Origin of the sequence: uncultured Cellulomonas sp., assembly GCF_947494015.1 — a bacterium.
Taxonomy (GTDB): Bacteria; Actinomycetota; Actinomycetes; order Actinomycetales; family Cellulomonadaceae; genus Pengzhenrongella.
Map to the genome: position 1 here is coordinate 59,251 of NZ_CANLTL010000007.1, position 15,383 is coordinate 74,633.

Genomic DNA, 15,383 nt, shown 5'->3' on the forward strand with positions numbered 1-15,383 from the left:
GGCGCCGTGGTGGACGGCCGTCGCGCCGCCCACCGACGACGACGGGCTCCTCCCCCACGCGGGGAGGAGCCCGTCGGGCGTCAGTCGATCAGGACAGCAGCTCGACCAGCCGGGTGATCTGCTCGGTCAGGCTCCGCCCGGCCTCCGGTGCCACACGGTCCGGGCGCTTGGGGCTCGCGAGGCGGTCCAGCGCCCGCTCGAGGGAGACGACGGCCGGCCCGGGCCGGTCGCCGGCGACGTGCCGGTCGGCCTGTCGCAGGCTGTTCTCGAGCTGCTGCACGATCGGGCCGGACAGGTCCCCGGCCGCGACGAACCCGTCGTAGGCCGTGCGCAGCTGCGCCAGCAGGGTCGGGACGTCGTCGGACGCGGTCTCCACGGCGGTGAACGTGGCCACCGGCGAGGTGTGGACCGCGCCGTACGGGTCGCGGGTGACCACGTACCAGGAGTGCTCGCCCGGCGTGACGCCGGCCCAGGTGGCGCTCACCGTGGTGCCGCCGGCGACGTCGGCCGCGGTGGCGATCATCCGGTCGGTGAGCACCTCCACGGTGACGGAGTCGGTGGCCAGCACCTTGGTCCGCGGCTCGATGCCGAGCGCGGTGTAGGGGATGTCGAAGCTCTGGTGCTCGAGGTCGAGGGTCGGGTCCTCGGAGCTGTACGCGTCCAGGTACGGCGAGTACGTGCGCACCAGGACCCGGCCGGCCTCGTTGTCGAAGTGCAGCAGGCGCAGGAACGCCTGACCGCCCTCGGGCAGCCCCTGGTAGTCGAACAGCATCTGGTAGACCTCGCGGTCCGGGGTGCCGTCGCCGTCGTCGTCGAACCCGTCGACCCGGGTGAACGCGTCGTGGTAGTGACCGCCGGTCACCATCATCACGTTCGGGTTGGTGGCGACGACCTCGTCGAGGATGCGCTGCGGGATCGGCCCGAGCCCACCGGTGGTGAGCATGTACTCGTGCAGGTTCACCACGGCCTTGCGCTCGGGGTAGCGCGCGAGGACGTCATTCATCCACGCGATCTCCGCGTCACCGGCACCCCACCCCTGGTAGAGCATGAGGAAGTCGATGCCGCCGGCCGTGATCAGGTCGTAGTGCCCGCGGTTGTCCTGGTAGCTCTCGCCGTACCAGGGGTTGTCCGCGAACCGGGCCTCGCCGAACCACCCGGAGAACGCGGAGTAGTCCTCCAGCGCGTGGCCGACGTCGTGGTTGCCGGCCAGCACGCCGTACGGCAGGCCCGCCTCGTCGAGCATCCGGTACGCCGGGTCGGCGTTGAGCCACTGGTACTCCTGGTCCCAGTCGTCGACGACGTCACCGGTGTGCAGGACGTACTGCAGGTTGAGCTCGTCGCGGCGGTCCAGGAAGTACTCGTGGATGTCGAGCTGCCGCTCGTAGAACGCCTCGTTGTAGTACTGCGTGTCCGACTCCCAGCCCAGCGTGAAGTCGTACCCGGACCGCGGGACGTCCTGCGCGTTGTGCGGGAGGACCTCGCTGGAGCGCGTGCTCAGGTCGGCGCCCGCGAAGCCCTCCGAGTGCTGCACGAGCACGGTGACGGTCCCGGCGGCCACGTGGTCCGCCGCGGGGACGACCGCGCCGAGCGTGATGTCGGTCGGCGCGCCGCCCGTGGTGAGCACCCGGTCGACCTCCTCCCACGTGCCGGTCGCGGTGTTCAGCACGTACAGCAGGACCTTGGCGTCGGCGTTGGTCCGCCCGTCCCAGCCGACCCGGACCTCCTGGCCGGCTCCGGCGTCGCCGACGGCGACCTCGAACAGCTGGTAGGGCAGCTGCCGGTCGGAGGACACCTCGGTGTCGACGCCGTCGGCACCCGTCATGGCTTCGAGCTCGGCGGCGCCGAGCAGCACCTTGCCGTCACGCTCCGCGTCGAGGGCGACCTGGGTCGTGCCGCTGTAGGCGGTGACCGTGCCGTCCGTCGGGACGTGCCGGGTGCCCTCACGGAGCTCGACGTCGAGCACGTCGCCGGTGGGGTCCTCGACGAGCGCCTCCAGGCGCACGTCGCCGGCGGTGACGGTGGCGCCGTCGGCCGGGCTCACCACGGTGCCCGTCGGGCGCTCCTCGGGGGTGGTGAAGGCGACCGTCTCGACGCGCGTGTTGCCCAGGGTGTCGGCCGCCGTCACCTCGAGCAGGTGCTCGCCCGCGGGCAGGTCCAGCGACGACGTCGTGTGCGGCAGCGTCACGGAGCGCCCGTCCAGGGTGGCGACGACCGAGGCCACACCGGCGCCCGCGTCGGTCACCTGCGGGTCGACGACGATCTCCCCCTGGTACCGGCGGCCGCTCTCCAGGCCGGTCGTGACGACCGGCGCGGTGTTGTCGACGACCAGCGTGCGGGTGACCGTGGTGTCCCCGTCGGTCGCCGTGACGGTGTGCTCGCCGTCCGCCACCGCGCTGGTGTCCCAGGTGTGCGCGACGGCGGTGAAGGCGTCGTCGGGCAGGGTGAACGCGGCGTCGAGGACGTCGAGCTTGCCGGCGCTGTCGCCCATCGCGACCCACTGCGTCGGGTCGGTCTGGCCGGCGGGGCGCAGGGTGCGCCCGTCGGGCAGGACGAGCCGGACGTTGCGGAGCTGGAAGTCGTCGTTGTTCTCGTCCGGGTCGATCATCGGCCACGCCTTGGTGCCGGCGTAGACGCTGACGACCAGCTCCTCGCCCCGCGCGACGTACCGCAGGGCCACCGGCGTGCTGACGGTGACCTCCTCGGCGTAGAAGCCCTCGTCGAAGACGTGCAGCACGTCGGTGCCGATGAGCACGCCGTTGCGGAAGAACGCGTCGGTCGACGTCGCCTCGAAGGCGACGACGGGCTCGGCCTCGAGGGACGGCGCCGTGGTGACCGGCGTGCCGTCGACCGCCAGCGTCAGCGTGGGCGGGTACGTGTCCCCGGCCGCGGCGACGCGCGTGCTGCCGCTGACGAAGGCGCCGTCGGCCGGGATCACCCGGACCGGGCTCTGGTCCACGCCGGCGACGGGCACCCGGCGCGTCTCGCTCGTGGTGGTGCGCGTGCCGTCGGACACCTCGACCCAGTACTCGACCCAGCGCTTGCCGGTCAGGTCGACCGTGCTGATGACGTGCCGGTAGCCGTCCTGACCGTCGTGCCGCAGCGTGAACGGCGTCGCGGACTCGTCGACGTCGGTGCGCACGTGCAGGGTGACGGTGCGCACCTGGACGTCGTCGGTGATGCCGAGGTCGATCACGAAGTCCTGCGCGGGGTCCACCTCGGCGGCGGTCCGGTCGGTGACCACGGGCTCCGCCGTGTCGGGCGCGGGCACCGCGAGAGAGGCCGGGACCTGCTCGGGCGTGACCGTGCCCGGGGACGCCGGGGCGGTGCCGAGCAGCACCTGCCGGTTCGTCCCGGCCGGGTGCACCCCGTACTGGATGCCCTGGTCGGCGGTGGTGTCGTCGCCGCCGTCGACGTTGTAGTACGCACGGCTGACGCTGAAGCCGGTGTTCGTCACGACCTCGAGCCCGCGCGGGCTGCCGTTGGCCATCCCGCCGACGAGCACCTCCGCCAGGTCGACGCCCAGGGTCAGGGAGGTGCCCCACACGGCGTTGAAGTCGGCGTCGGTCAGGCTGTCGTTCTGGCCGTTCTTGACCCACAGCACGAGCGTGCCGCCCGGCTGGATCACGAGGGACCGGGGCGTGCTCGGCCACTCGACGACGTTCGTGCTGACCAGCTCGGCGTCCGGGTACAGGTAGTCGAGCGTGTAGTCGGCGTAGTCGACCGGCTCGGTGGTGGCGTTGAGGATCTCGACGAACTCGTAGCCGTCGGCGGTGCCGACGTTGGTGCTGTCCGGCAGCAGCTCCGTGATCTGCAGCGGGGCGACGTCGAGCGTGGGGTCCGGCGCGGGCACTTCCGTGGGCTCGGGGTCGGGCGTGGGCTCCGGCTCCGGGTCTGGGTCCGGCTCGGGCTCGGGCTCCGGGTCGGGCTCCGGGACGACCAGGGCCGCGGGATCCACCGCGCCGGGGGTCGCGGGCGCTGCGGAGAACAGCACGGCGGTCCCGGAGGGGCCGCCGTCGACCCGGAAGTGCACGGTCGCGTCCGCACCCGCGGAACCGGCCGGGTAGTACGCCCATCCGGCTCCGCCGTCGGGGTCGGTCACGCGGATGCCACGGTTGCCGCCGTTGGCCATCCCGGGCTGGCCGGTCACGCGCACGACCGGGTACTCGGGCGCGGGGGCGCCGACCGCGGCCCAGTGGTCGCGGAACTGCTGCTCGGTGCGGGCGAAGCTGTCCACCGACCCGCTCGTGTACGACAGCCACAGCACCGTGCTGCCACCGGCCGGGACGACGGCGCCCACGGGCACCTCGAGCGGGACGTCGCGGGTCCGGTCCGCGGAGTCGACGTAGGTGTAGGCCAGCTGGTACCCGGCCAGGTCGACGTCGGCGGTGGTGAGGTTGGTGACCTCGACGTACTCGAAGTCGTCCGCCCCGGCGGTGTCGGGGGCGATCTCGGTGACGAGCACGGTCGGCGAGCCGGTGACCGCCAGAGCGGGCGCTCCGGCGGCGACCGTGCCGACCGCGGACGCGGTCAGTGCGGCGGCGGTGAGCAGGGCGGTGGACGCGCGACGGCGCGGTCCGGGCGTGACGGGCATGCGGCAACCTCGGGTCGGGGGCGGTGCGGACGCCCCCACGCAACGGCACCCGCACGTCCGTGAGGTGAACGCAGCACCGACCGGTGATGGCCCGATCCCGAACGCCGTCCGAGGTCAGCGCATCGCAGCCGTCGCGGCCAGCCGTCGATCGACGCGAGCGCCTGCCCCGACCGACGGCACGGAACCCGGCCGCCACCATCGGCGCGCGCGCGGGACGTCGGGGCCCCCCGCGCAGCAGCACGACGCCGTCGTCGATCCAGGACCCGCGCCGGCTGTCAGCGACGTGTGGGCCCGGTGCGCCTAGCGAGCGAAGTAGGCGCTGAAGGTGGGGCTCCACCAGTGGCCGGTCACCCGGGTCCCGGGCGGCAGCAGGTCGGTGAACTCCCGTCTGGACATGAGCCGGCTGAACTCCTTGCGACCTGCCCGGCAGGCGGGCATCCAGTGCAGGAACAGCACGGAGGTGTGGGGCTCGACCGGGAACCACCGGTTCGGCGTCGTGATCACCCAGCACCTGGCGACCCGCGTCTGCTCCGCCACGAACCTGCGCTGCTCGTCCTCGTCGCCGACATGCTCGATGATCGCGTTCGCGAGCGAGAAGTCCACGTAGTCGTCGTCGAAGGGCATGTCACAGCCGTTCGCGACCGTGAAGGGGTACGGGGAGTCGACCGGACGGATGTTGATGCCCATCCGCACCGTGTGCCCCACCACGACGGCCCGCTCGACCACGTCCCCGTTGGCCACGTGCGGGCGGTCTCCGTTGGTACCCACGAGCAGGACTGTCGTGCAGCCGTGCTCCGCCATGAAGGCGCGGATGGACCTGGCCTTCCTGCGCCGGTTGCGGATGCTGTACTGCACGACAGCCGGCCGGACGACCTTCTTGACGACGACTGCTGCGTCCATGGCTCCCCCGGACGTCAGCCGCCCCCTGGTGACGACTGCACCACCGCGGCACCCACTCCCGACGCAACGCGCGCCGCCGCCGCCCAGTCACACTAGCCGATGACGCCGTGAGATCCACTCAGTGACCCAGGCCCTGTGAGCACGAGCAAAGCCCGCCTCGGGCCTGCGGTGTGGCAGGTGAGACGGGCTTTCGCTGTGGAGCCGCCTAACAGAATCGAACTGTTGACCTTCTCATTACGAGTGAGACGCTCTACCGACTGAGCTAAGGCGGCGCGCTCACGGCGCGAGGCGCCACGAGCGGAGCCCACTGTAACCGTCCTGCGCCGCGACACCAAAGCGAGGGCCATGCGGGCGACTCGCCCCGGCGCGCCGTCGGCCACGCTTGCCGCCGTCGCCTCGCCCGGTCAGGCTGGGCGGCGTCCGGGACCCGACCCACGACCGGCGGAGGGAGCCCCCATGACGACCCACCGCGAGCCGTGGCCGCCCGGGACACCGGCCTGGCCGGACCTCATGGTGACCGACCTCGCGCAGGCCGCCGACTTCTACGCGGCGCTGTTCGGGTGGACGTTCGAGTCGGCGCCCGCGCCGGACGGCACCACCTACCTGATCGCGTCGGTCGACGGCCGCAACGCCGCCGGCGTGGGCGACGTCCTGCCCGGGCCGGACGACCCCACCCCGGAGTGGACGATCTACCTGGCCACCGCGGACCTGGACGTCACGGTGGACGCCGCCGTGCACGCGGGCGCGACCGTGCTCGTCCCGCCCATGGACGCCGGGGACGCGGGTGCGCTGACGGTGCTGGTGGACCCGGTCGGGGCGGTCTTCGGGCTGTGGATGTCGGCGGCGCTGACCGGGGTCGACGTCGTCGACGAGCCGGGCGCCATGACGTGGTGCGAGACGATGAGCCACGACGACGACGCGGCGCGGGACTTCTACGCGGCGGTGTTCGGGTACAGGTACACCGACCTCAGCGGCCCCGGGTTCTCCTACCGCACGTTCAGCGTCGAGGGCCGCACCGCCGGCGGCATCGGCCGGCTGCCCGCGGACGCGGTGGGCGACGCCGAGCCGCACTGGCTCATCTACTTCGCCGTGCCGGACGTCGACGACGCCGTCGCGATCGCCGTCGGGCACGGTGGCGGGGTCGTCCGCGAACCGTGGGACAGCGCGTTCGGCCGCATCGCGGTGCTCAGCGGACCCGCCGGCGAGACGTTCGCGGTGCACGCCCGGCTCGAGGTGGACGCCGCCGGGGGGCAGGCGCCGGCGACCGCCTGACCGGCGCACGACTCACCGGCCCGACGGACCGGGCTGACGGCGCACCGTCAGCAGCGCGTCCCCTCGTCGGGCACGGCGCCCTCGAGCAGGTACGCGTCGACGGCGTCGGCGATGCACTCGTTGGAGCGGCCGTACGCGGTGTGCCCCTCCCCCTCGTAGGTGAGCAGCACCGCCGAGGACAGCTGCTCGGCCAGCGCCTGCGCCCAGGCGTACGGCGTCGCCGGGTCGTTCGTCGTGCCGATCACCAGGATGGGCGGCGCCCCCTCGGCCGTGATCGGACCGGCCTGCCCGGTCGCCGGGTACGGCCACTCGGCGCAGACCGCACCGCCGTAGCCGAAGAAGTACCCCACGGTCGGGGCGGCCTCGGCGAGCTCGGCCGCCTCGGCCCGCATGGTCGCCGGGTCGGCCGACGACGCGCCGTCGAGGCAGTTCACCGCGGTGAACGCCTCGGTCGAGTTCGACAGGAAGGTGCCGTCCTCGCCGCGCTCGTTGTAGGCGTCGGCGAGGATGAGCAGGATCGTTCCGTCGCCCTGCCGCAGGGCCGCGGTCAGGCCCTGGGTGAGCGCTCCCCAGTTCTGGTCGTCGTAGAGGGTCACCGCGATGCCGTAGAACGCGAGCGTCCCGGTGAGCACCCGGTCGGACTCGGTCGGCAGCGGGTTGCGCCGGGCGCGGTCCAGCAGGTCGCGGACCTGGGCGAGCCCGTCGTCGACGGTCCCGGTCAGCGGGCAGTCGGCGCCGGCCTGGCAGTCCGCGACGTAGGCACGCAGGGCGTTCTCGAACCCGACGGCCTGCTGGAGCCCGACCTGCGCCGGCTCGAGCGACGGGTCCAGCGCGCCGTCGAGCACGAGCCGGCCGGCCCGCTCGGGGAACAGCCCGGCGTAGGTCGCGCCGAGCGCGGTGCCGTAGGAGTACCCGAGGTAGGTCAGCTGCTCGTCGCCCAGAGCGGCCCGTAGGACGTCGAGGTCACGGGCGGCGCTCACCGTGTCGACGTGCCCCAGCAGCGGGCCGGTGTTGGCGGCGCAGGCCTCACCGAACGCCCGGTAGGCCTCGCGCGCCTCGGCGAGCCCGGCGTCGGAGGCGTAGTCGAAGTCGCGGGAGATCAGCGCGTCCTTGCCCGCGTCGTCCAGGCACGTGACGGGGGACGACAGCCCGACGCCGCGCGGGTCGAAGCCCACCACGTCGTACTCCTCGACCACCCGGTCGGAGATCCGCGCGACCGCCGTCTCGACGAACTCGACCCCGGACCCGCCGGGTCCGCCGGGGTTGATCAGCAGCGAGCCGATCGGGTCGGCGCCGGTGGCGGGCGCGCGCTTGAGTGCGAGCTCGAAGCTGCCGGCACCCGGCTCGGCGTAGTCGATCGGCACGGTCGCGGTGCCGCACTGGAAGTCGCCGCATGCCGACCACTCGATGACCTGGGAGTAGAACGGCTCGAGCGCCGGGTCGACGTCGTCACCGACCACCGGGGTCGACGGCGGCGCGACCGGCTGCTGGTTCTTGGTGGGCGTCGACGAGCACCCCACGAGGCCGAGCGCGAGCACGGCGACCACCGCGGTGAACCGACCGGCGGTGAGGCGTCCCGTGGTGGACCGACCGGCGTGCGCCGTCCCCGACGACCGTGGGACTCGGGGGGTGCGCGGGGCGCGGGCGGGGGACGGCAGGGGCAGGCGCGGCACGCGACCACGGTAACCGGCGGGACGTCGTGCAGCCGCCCGCGTCCGCGCCCCTCCGCGACCGCCCGCTCCCGCGGCTGCCCCGTCCTCCGGCCGCCCGCTCCCGCAGCCGCTCGTCGGTCAGCCCTGCGGCCGCAGCGCGATCGTCATGGCCTCGACCGCGAGCAGCGGTGCGACGTTGCCGGCCAGCCGGGTGCGGGCCTCGCCGATCGCGTCCATCCGGCGCAGCGTCTGCTCGGGGGTGCTCGCCGCCGCCAACGCCCGGACGTCGTCGGCGTGCTCGGTGTTGACCAGGTCGACCCCGGCTCCCAGCTGGACCACCAGCACGTCGCGGTACAGCGAGAGGAGGTCCACCATCGACCGGTCCAGGACGTCGCGCTGGGCCCGCGTGGCCCGGCTCTTCTGGTCCTTCTCCAGCTGGGTCACCTGCGCCCGCAAGCTGGGCGGCAGGGTCGCCGCCCCCTCGGCCCCCATCGCGTGCAGCAGCGCCGCCTTCTCCTGGGCGTCGCGGTGCTCGGTGGCCGCGCGCGCCTCGTCCTGGGCGACCTCGACCAGGTCACCCGCGGCGAGCACCGCGTCCCCGACCCCGCGGATCGCGCCGGGGATCGCCAGCACCCGCGATCGCCGGGCGCGCGCCTGCGGGTCCCGCGCGAGCCGGCGGGCGATACCGATGTGGCTCTGGGAGGCGCGCGCCACGACCGCCGCCACGGCCGGGTCCACACCGTCGCGGGTGACGAGCAGCTCGGCGACCGCCTCGACCGGCGGCACCCGCAGGGCCACCACGCGCGAGCGTGACCGCAGGGTCACCACGACGTCCTGCGGGCTCGGGGCGCACAGCAGCCACACCGTGCGCGGCGGCGGCTCCTCGATGGCCTTGAGCAGCACGTTGGAGGTGCGCTCGGCCATCCGGTCGGCGTCCTCGACGATGATGACCCGCCACCGCCCCTCGGACGGGCTGCGCTGGGCGAGCGACACCAGCGAGCGGGTCTCGTCGATGCGGATCCCGACCAGCTCGGTCGCGACCACGGTGACGTCCGCGTGGGTGCCGGCCAGCGCCGTCGTGCACGCCTGGCAGACCCCGCACCCGCCGCGCTCGCACTGCAGCGCGGCCGCGAACGCCCGGGCCGCGTTGGAGCGCCCGGACCCGGGCGGCCCGGTCAGCAGCCAGGCGTGGGTCATCGCCGCCGGGTCGGTGGCGGCCTCCCGCAGCACCGCCGTCGCGGCCTCCTGCCCGACGACGTCGTCCCACACGCTCACCGGGCCACCGCCACCCCGAGCTCGGCGGCGACGCGCGCGCGGACGAGGGCCTGGACGTCGTCGACGGGCCGGGCGGCGTCGAGCACGAGCCACCGGCCGGAGGTGTCGGCCGCGGCGCGGCGCAGGAACGTCTCGCGGGTGCGGCGGTGGAACTCCTCCCCCGCCCGCTCGAGCCGGTCGGGGGCGCCGTCCAGCCGCGCCAGGCCCGCGCGCGGGTCCAGGTCGAGCAGCACGGTCACGTCCGGCACCAGGCCGTCCGCCGCCCACAGGGACAGCCGCTCGACCTCGTCCTCGCCGAGGTCGCGCCCGTTGCCCTGGTACGCCACCGACGAGTCGAGGTAGCGGTCGGTGAGCACCACCGCCCCGCGCGCCAGCGCCGGCCGCACCACCGTGTGCACGTGGTGCGCCCGGTCCGTGGCGTACAGCAGCGCCTCGGTGCGCGCGTCGACGTCGTCCCCGTGCAGCACGGCGGTGCGCAGCAGCCGGCCGAGGTCCGTCCCACCCGGCTCCCGGGTGAGCACGGCCTCCCGACCCAGGACGTCCCGCACCCACGCGCCGAGCAGCCGCAGCTGGGTCGACTTCCCGGCGCCGTCCCCGCCCTCGAACGACACGAAGAGGCCGGTCGGCGGGCCGGTCGGGGCGGGCGTGGTCACGTGCGCCAGGGTATCCGGCGCCACCCACGTGCCCGATCGCCGCGACCCGCGTCACTCACCGGGGTAGGTGACCCCGATCTGGCGGCGGACCTCGTCCATCGTCCGCATGACGTCGAGGGTGCCGTCCCAGGTCATCCGGTCGCTCTGCGTGCGGCCCTGCGCCACGCAGCGCGCGACCTCGGCGGCCTCGTACTGCAGGCCGCGCTTGGCGTGCTGGTCGAACGTCCACCGGGCGCCGTCGTTGCGGTTCACCACGAACGACGACGGCGCGTAGAAGCTGCCCTCGACCTGGATCGAGCCCTCGGTACCCGAGATGTGCGCGCGCGTGGGGGTGCGCGACCACAGCGTCGTGGACAGCGTCGCCTGCACCTGCTCGCCGTAGGTCAGCACCACGCTGACCTGGCCGTCGACGCCGGTCTCGGTGAGCTGGCCGACCGCGTGCACGGCGTCGGGCACACCGAGGAAGTCGTGCGCGAAGGAGATGGGGTACACCCCGAGGTCCAGCAGGGCGCCACCGGCCAGCGCGGGGTCGAACAGGCGGCTGGTCGGGTCGAACCGGAACCGCTGGCCGTGGTCGGCCGAGATGTTGACGATCTCGCCGATCTCCCCGGCGCGGATGACCTGGTGCACCTTGGCGATGTGCGGCAGGAAGCGCGTCCACATCGCCTCCATGACGAAGACGCCCGCCGCGCGGGCGGCGGCGAACACCTCCTCGGCCTCGCCGGTGTTGCGGGTGAACGCCTTCTCCACCAGGACGTGCTTGCCGGCGGCGATGGCCAGCAGCGCGTGCTCGCGGTGCTCGGAGTGCGGCGTGGCGACGTAGACGGCGTCGACCTGCGGGTCCTCGACGAGCTGGCGGTACCCGAGGTGGGTCGTGGGGATCCCGTGCGCGGTCGCGAACCGGGACGAGCGGTCCCGGTTGCGGGACCCGACGGCGACGAGCTGCGCGCGGGTGTGCGCGTTGACGGCGTCGGCGAAGGAGGCGGCGATACCGCCGGCTCCGAGGATGCCCCAGCGGATCGGCGGGGCGGTGCGGGGGTCCTCGACATGGCTCATGGCGACCAACCTAGTCGGTGACGCCGGTCACCCCGCCCGCCCCGCGGGCTACTTCTTGGCGGCCGCCTTCTTGGCCGGAGCGCGCTTGGCCGGGGCCTTGCGGGCGGCGGGCTTGCGGCCCTTGGCCGGCCCGCGGGCCCGCTTCTCCTCGAGCAGCTCGGCGGCACGCTCGAGGGTCACGGACTCGACCGCGTCCTCCTTGCGCAGCGTCGCGTTCGTCTCGCCGTCGGTCACGTACGGGCCGAAGCGACCCTCCTTGACCACGACGGGCTTCTTGGACACCGGGTCCTCGCCGAGCTCGCGCAGCGGCGCGGCCGCCGTCGCGCCGCGGCCGCGCTTGGGCTGGGCGTAGATCGCCAGCGCCTCCTCGAGGGTGATGTCGAACATCGCCTCCTCGGTCGGCAGCGTGCGCGAGTCCGTGCCCCGCTTGAGGTAGGGGCCGTACCGGCCGTTCTGCGCGGTGATCTCCACGCCGGACTCCGGGTCCACGCCCACCACGCGCGGCAGCGACAGCAGCCGCAGGGCGTCGTCGAGGGTGACCTCCGCCAGCTGCATCGTCTTGAGCAGGGACGCCGTCCGCGGCTTGGGGGCCGCGGCGAGCGCCTTCTTCCTGGCGGCGGCCGACAGGCCCGGGTCGAGCTCGGGCTCGGGCAGCAGCTCGGTCACGTACGGCCCGTACCGCCCACTGCGCGCCACGATCGTGGTGCCGGTGGACGGGTCCTCGCCGAGCACCCGGTCCCCGTCGGCCTGGGTCTCGATCAGCTCGCGCGCCCGCTCGGCGGTGAGCTCGTCCGGGGCCAGGTCGTCGGGGACCGACGCGCGCTTGGGGTCGCCGTTGGCGTCCAGCGCGGACGGGTCCTCCACGTACGGGCCGTAGCGGCCGACCCGCAGGGTCAGGCCGTCACCCAGCGGGATGGAGTTGACCTCGCGGGCGTCGATCTCGCCCAGCCCCTCGACGAGCTGACGCAGCCCGCCGGTCAGCTCGGGGTCGCCCCCGGAGCCGCTGCCACCCGTACCGGCGGCCCCGCTGCCGCTGCCGAAGTAGAACCGGCCGAGCCACTCGCGCCGGTCCTCCCGTCCGGCGGCGATCCGGTCGAGGTCGGCCTCCATGGCGGCGGTGAAGTCGTAGTCCACCAGCCGCTCGAAGTTCTCCTCCAGCAGGCGGGTGACGGCGAACGCGAGCCAGCTGGGCACCAGCGCCTGGCCGCGGGAGATCACGTAGCCGCGGTCCTGGATGACCGAGATGGTCGCGGCGTACGTCGAGGGCCGGCCGATGCCGCGCTCCTCCAGCGCCTTGATGAGGGACGCCTCGGTGTAGCGCGGCGGCGGTGAGGTGCGGTGCCCGTCGGCCGTCAGGTCGGTCGCGGTGAGCGCGTCGCCCTCCGCCATCTTCGGCAGCCGGGTCTCCGCCGGGGCGCCCTTCCCGGCGCCGGTGCCGGTGCCCTCCCCGGCTGTCCCGGCGGACGCGCCGCCGGGCGCTGCGCCCTTCGCCGCCGGTGCACCCGCGGCGTCGTCGGCGTAGCGGTCGGTGTCGCGGCCCTCCTCGTACGCGGCCATGAACCCGCGGAACGTGATGACGGTGCCGGACGCGGCGAACACGGCGTCGCGTCCGTCGGCGGCCTGCGCGCCCAGGCGGACCGACGCCGTGGAGCCCTTGGCGTCGGCCATCTGCGAGGCGACGGTTCGCTTCCAGATCAGCTCGTACAGGCGGAACTGGTCACCGGACAGCTCCCGCGCGACCTGCGCGGGCGTGCGGAACGAGTCCCCGGCGGGCCGGATCGCCTCGTGCGCCTCCTGCGCACCCTTGTTCTTGGACGCGTACACCCGCGGCGAGCCGGGCACGTACTCCGCGCCGTACAGCTCGGCCGCCTGGCGCCGGGCGGCGTCGATCGCCTGCGAGCTCAGCGCGGGCGAGTCCGTCCGCATGTAGGTGATGTAGCCGTTCTCGTACAGGCCCTGCGCCGTGCGCATGGTCTGCCGCGAGCCCATCCGCAGCTTCCGGGACGCCTCCTGCTGGAGGGTCGACGTCGTGAAGGGTGCGGCCGGCTTGCGCGAGTACGGCTTGGTGTCCAGGCTCCGGACGGTGAACCGGCTGGTGGCGAGCCCGTCGACCAGCGCGTTCGCAGCCACCTCGTCGAGGTGGACGGTATCGGCGGTGGTCAGCGCACCGCGGTCGTCGAAGTCGCGCCCGGTCGCGACGCGGGCGCCGTCGACGGTCGCCAGGCGCGCGGCGAAGCGGGCGGCGTCGGCAGCATCGTCGGAGTGGGGCTCGCTGACGGCGAAGTCGCCGCGCACGTCCCAGTAGTCCGCGGCCCGGAACGCCATCCGCTCCCGCTCGCGCTCGACCACCAGGCGGGTCGCGACGGACTGGACGCGTCCGGCGGACAGGCCCTGGCGGACCTTGCGCCACAGGACCGGGGACACCTCGTAGCCGTAGAGACGGTCCAGGATGCGGCGGGTCTCCTGGGCGTCGACGAGCGCGCCGTCGAGCTCGCGGGTGTTCTCCAGGGCGCGGGTGATGGCCTCGCGGGTGATCTCGTGGAAGACCATCCGCTTGACCGGCACCTTGGGCTTGAGCTCCTGCAGCAGGTGCCAGGCGATGGCCTCGCCCTCGCGGTCCTCGTCGGTGGCGAGGAAGAGCTCGTCGGAGTCCTTGAGCAGCCGCTTGAGCTCGGCGACCTTCTTCTTCTTGTCCGCGTCGACGACGTAGTACGGCTCGAACCCGTTCTCGACGTCGACCGCGAACTTGCCGAAGGGTCCCTTCTTCATCTCCGCGGGCAGCTCGGACGGCTGCGGCAGGTCACGGATGTGACCCACGCTGGCCTCGACCTCGTACCCGTCACCGAGGTAGCCGGCGATCGTGCGCGCCTTGGCAGGCGACTCCACGATGACCAGCTTGCGGGAGGCGGACATACGAACCCTCATCTCTCCAGACAGCGGACGGGCCGACCGAGCGCGTCGCCGCGCACTCTACGTCCCTGCGTCAACCGGCTCGTCCGGCCGCGTCCCGGACGGCGAGCAGGACGGCGAACGCCAGGCACGCCGCGGCGACGATGCCCAGCGCGCCGCCGATGTACCCGGTGATCAGCTCCCCCGCGGTGGCCGGCGCGTCCGGCGCCAGCCAGACCTGCCGCAGGGCGATCGCGGCCGGGACGCCGGCGCCCACGGACGCCAGCACGAGCATCCCGCCGAGCACGCGCGAGGTGTTGCGGGCCGGTGCGTCGCGCAGCGCCAGCGCTGCGGTGGCGGACATGTCGACCGGGGCGTCGCCGCCGTCCCCGGTGCGGACGCCGGGGACCGACCGGTGCGCCGGACGCGACAGCGCGGCCAGCGCGCACGCCAGACCGGTCCAGGCCAGCACCACCAGGATCGCGGCGACCACGTCGCTCGGCCGGTGCCAGCGCCCGATCAGCGTCGAGACGCCGGTGGCCGAGGTGTAGACCGCGCCCAGCACGGCGGCCCACGGCCGCGCCCGCGGCGGCACCACGAACACCAGGGCGGCGGACACGGACGCGGCGGCGGTGGTGTGCCCGCTGGGCAGCGCGTTGGCCGAGCCGGGCGAGATGCCCAGCTGCGGGCGGTCGAACACCCAGTACTTGAGCACCTGGGTGGTGAGGTTGGCGCCACCCATGAGCACCGCGACCTGCACCGCGAGCTCCCACCGGCGGCGCAGGGTCGCGATGAGCACCGCCGCGAGCAGCACGAGCGCGATGTACGGGACGGAGACGACGTCGAGCACGGGCTCGGCGACCTGCCACAGCCGCCCGCGGCCGTACGACGACCCCTCGAAGACCACCTGGTCCACGCGCTGGCCGGTGTAGGTCCGCACGAACACCCGGTAGGTCAGCCAGACGCCGGCCGCGGAGCCGAGCGCGACCAGCAGGCAGAACAGCACCGCTCCCACGCGTCGGCGGCGCCCGGCCGGGTACGGCCCGGACCGGGGCGTGGGGACGTGCGCGGTGGAGGACACCCCACCACGGTAGG

The 15,383-nt window shown here is 74.0% G+C and carries 9 protein-coding genes and 1 tRNA gene; 1 reads left to right on the plus strand and 9 read right to left on the minus strand.

Features of this window, described 5'->3' with window-relative positions:
* Positions 1-88 precede the first annotated feature (88 nt).
* The 3 genes from Q0840_RS09635 to Q0840_RS09645 all read right to left on the minus strand — a co-directional run bounded on the left by Q0840_RS09635 (position 89) and on the right by Q0840_RS09645 (position 5,763).
* Positions 89-4,591: a lamin tail domain-containing protein gene (locus Q0840_RS09635; protein ID WP_298459163.1), complete on the minus strand. Its 4,503-nt coding sequence runs from the start codon at positions 4,589-4,591 to the stop codon at positions 89-91.
* Between the two features lie 300 nt (positions 4,592-4,891).
* Positions 4,892-5,491: a methyltransferase domain-containing protein gene (locus tag Q0840_RS09640; RefSeq protein ID WP_298459165.1), complete on the minus strand. Its 600-nt coding sequence runs from the start codon at positions 5,489-5,491 to the stop codon at positions 4,892-4,894.
* Positions 5,492-5,687: 196 nt separating this feature from the next.
* Positions 5,688-5,763 (minus strand) — tRNA-Thr (locus Q0840_RS09645).
* A 184-nt stretch (positions 5,764-5,947) separates the two neighbouring features.
* On the opposite strand from Q0840_RS09645, the gene Q0840_RS09650 reads away from it, so the two are divergent.
* Positions 5,948-6,763 (plus strand): VOC family protein, encoded by an 816-nt coding sequence (locus Q0840_RS09650; protein WP_298459166.1) that lies wholly within the window; start codon positions 5,948-5,950, stop codon positions 6,761-6,763.
* A gap of 47 nt (positions 6,764-6,810) precedes the next feature.
* Here the strand turns inward: Q0840_RS09650 and Q0840_RS09655 are convergent, their stop codons facing one another.
* The 6 genes from Q0840_RS09655 to Q0840_RS09680 all read right to left on the minus strand — a co-directional run bounded on the left by Q0840_RS09655 (position 6,811) and on the right by Q0840_RS09680 (position 15,369).
* Positions 6,811-8,436: an alpha/beta hydrolase gene (locus tag Q0840_RS09655; protein WP_298459168.1), complete on the minus strand. Its 1,626-nt coding sequence runs from the start codon at positions 8,434-8,436 to the stop codon at positions 6,811-6,813.
* A gap of 117 nt (positions 8,437-8,553) precedes the next feature.
* Complete coding sequence (locus Q0840_RS09660; protein ID WP_298459169.1) at positions 8,554-9,690, minus strand: DNA polymerase III subunit delta'; 1,137 nt, start codon at positions 9,688-9,690, stop codon at positions 8,554-8,556.
* Positions 9,687-10,343, minus strand: coding sequence for a dTMP kinase (gene tmk, locus Q0840_RS09665; protein WP_298459170.1), 657 nt, complete (start codon positions 10,341-10,343; stop codon positions 9,687-9,689). Before tmk ends, Q0840_RS09660 begins: the two co-directional genes overlap by 4 nt.
* 51 nt (positions 10,344-10,394) lie before the next feature.
* Positions 10,395-11,399, minus strand: coding sequence for a Gfo/Idh/MocA family protein (locus Q0840_RS09670; protein WP_298459172.1), 1,005 nt, complete (start codon positions 11,397-11,399; stop codon positions 10,395-10,397).
* A gap of 48 nt (positions 11,400-11,447) precedes the next feature.
* Positions 11,448-14,312 (minus strand): type I DNA topoisomerase, encoded by a 2,865-nt coding sequence (gene topA / locus Q0840_RS09675; RefSeq protein ID WP_298459174.1) that lies wholly within the window; start codon positions 14,310-14,312, stop codon positions 11,448-11,450.
* A gap of 70 nt (positions 14,313-14,382) precedes the next feature.
* On the minus strand, positions 14,383-15,369 hold the full coding sequence (locus Q0840_RS09680) for a phosphatase PAP2 family protein (protein ID WP_298459176.1): 987 nt from the start codon (positions 15,367-15,369) through the stop codon (positions 14,383-14,385).
* Between the last annotated feature and the right edge of the window lie 14 nt (positions 15,370-15,383).

Coding starts and splice junctions, on each gene's coding strand:
- Q0840_RS09640 (WP_298459165.1), bottom strand. CDS start 5,491: ATGGACGCAGCAGTCGTCGTCAAGAAGGTCGTCCGGCCGGCTGTCGTG.
- Q0840_RS09635 (WP_298459163.1), bottom strand. CDS start 4,591: ATGCCCGTCACGCCCGGACCGCGCCGTCGCGCGTCCACCGCCCTGCTC.
- Q0840_RS09670 (WP_298459172.1), bottom strand. CDS start 11,399: ATGAGCCATGTCGAGGACCCCCGCACCGCCCCGCCGATCCGCTGGGGC.
- topA (WP_298459174.1), bottom strand. CDS start 14,312: ATGTCCGCCTCCCGCAAGCTGGTCATCGTGGAGTCGCCTGCCAAGGCG.
- Q0840_RS09650 (WP_298459166.1), top strand. CDS start 5,948: ATGACGACCCACCGCGAGCCGTGGCCGCCCGGGACACCGGCCTGGCCG.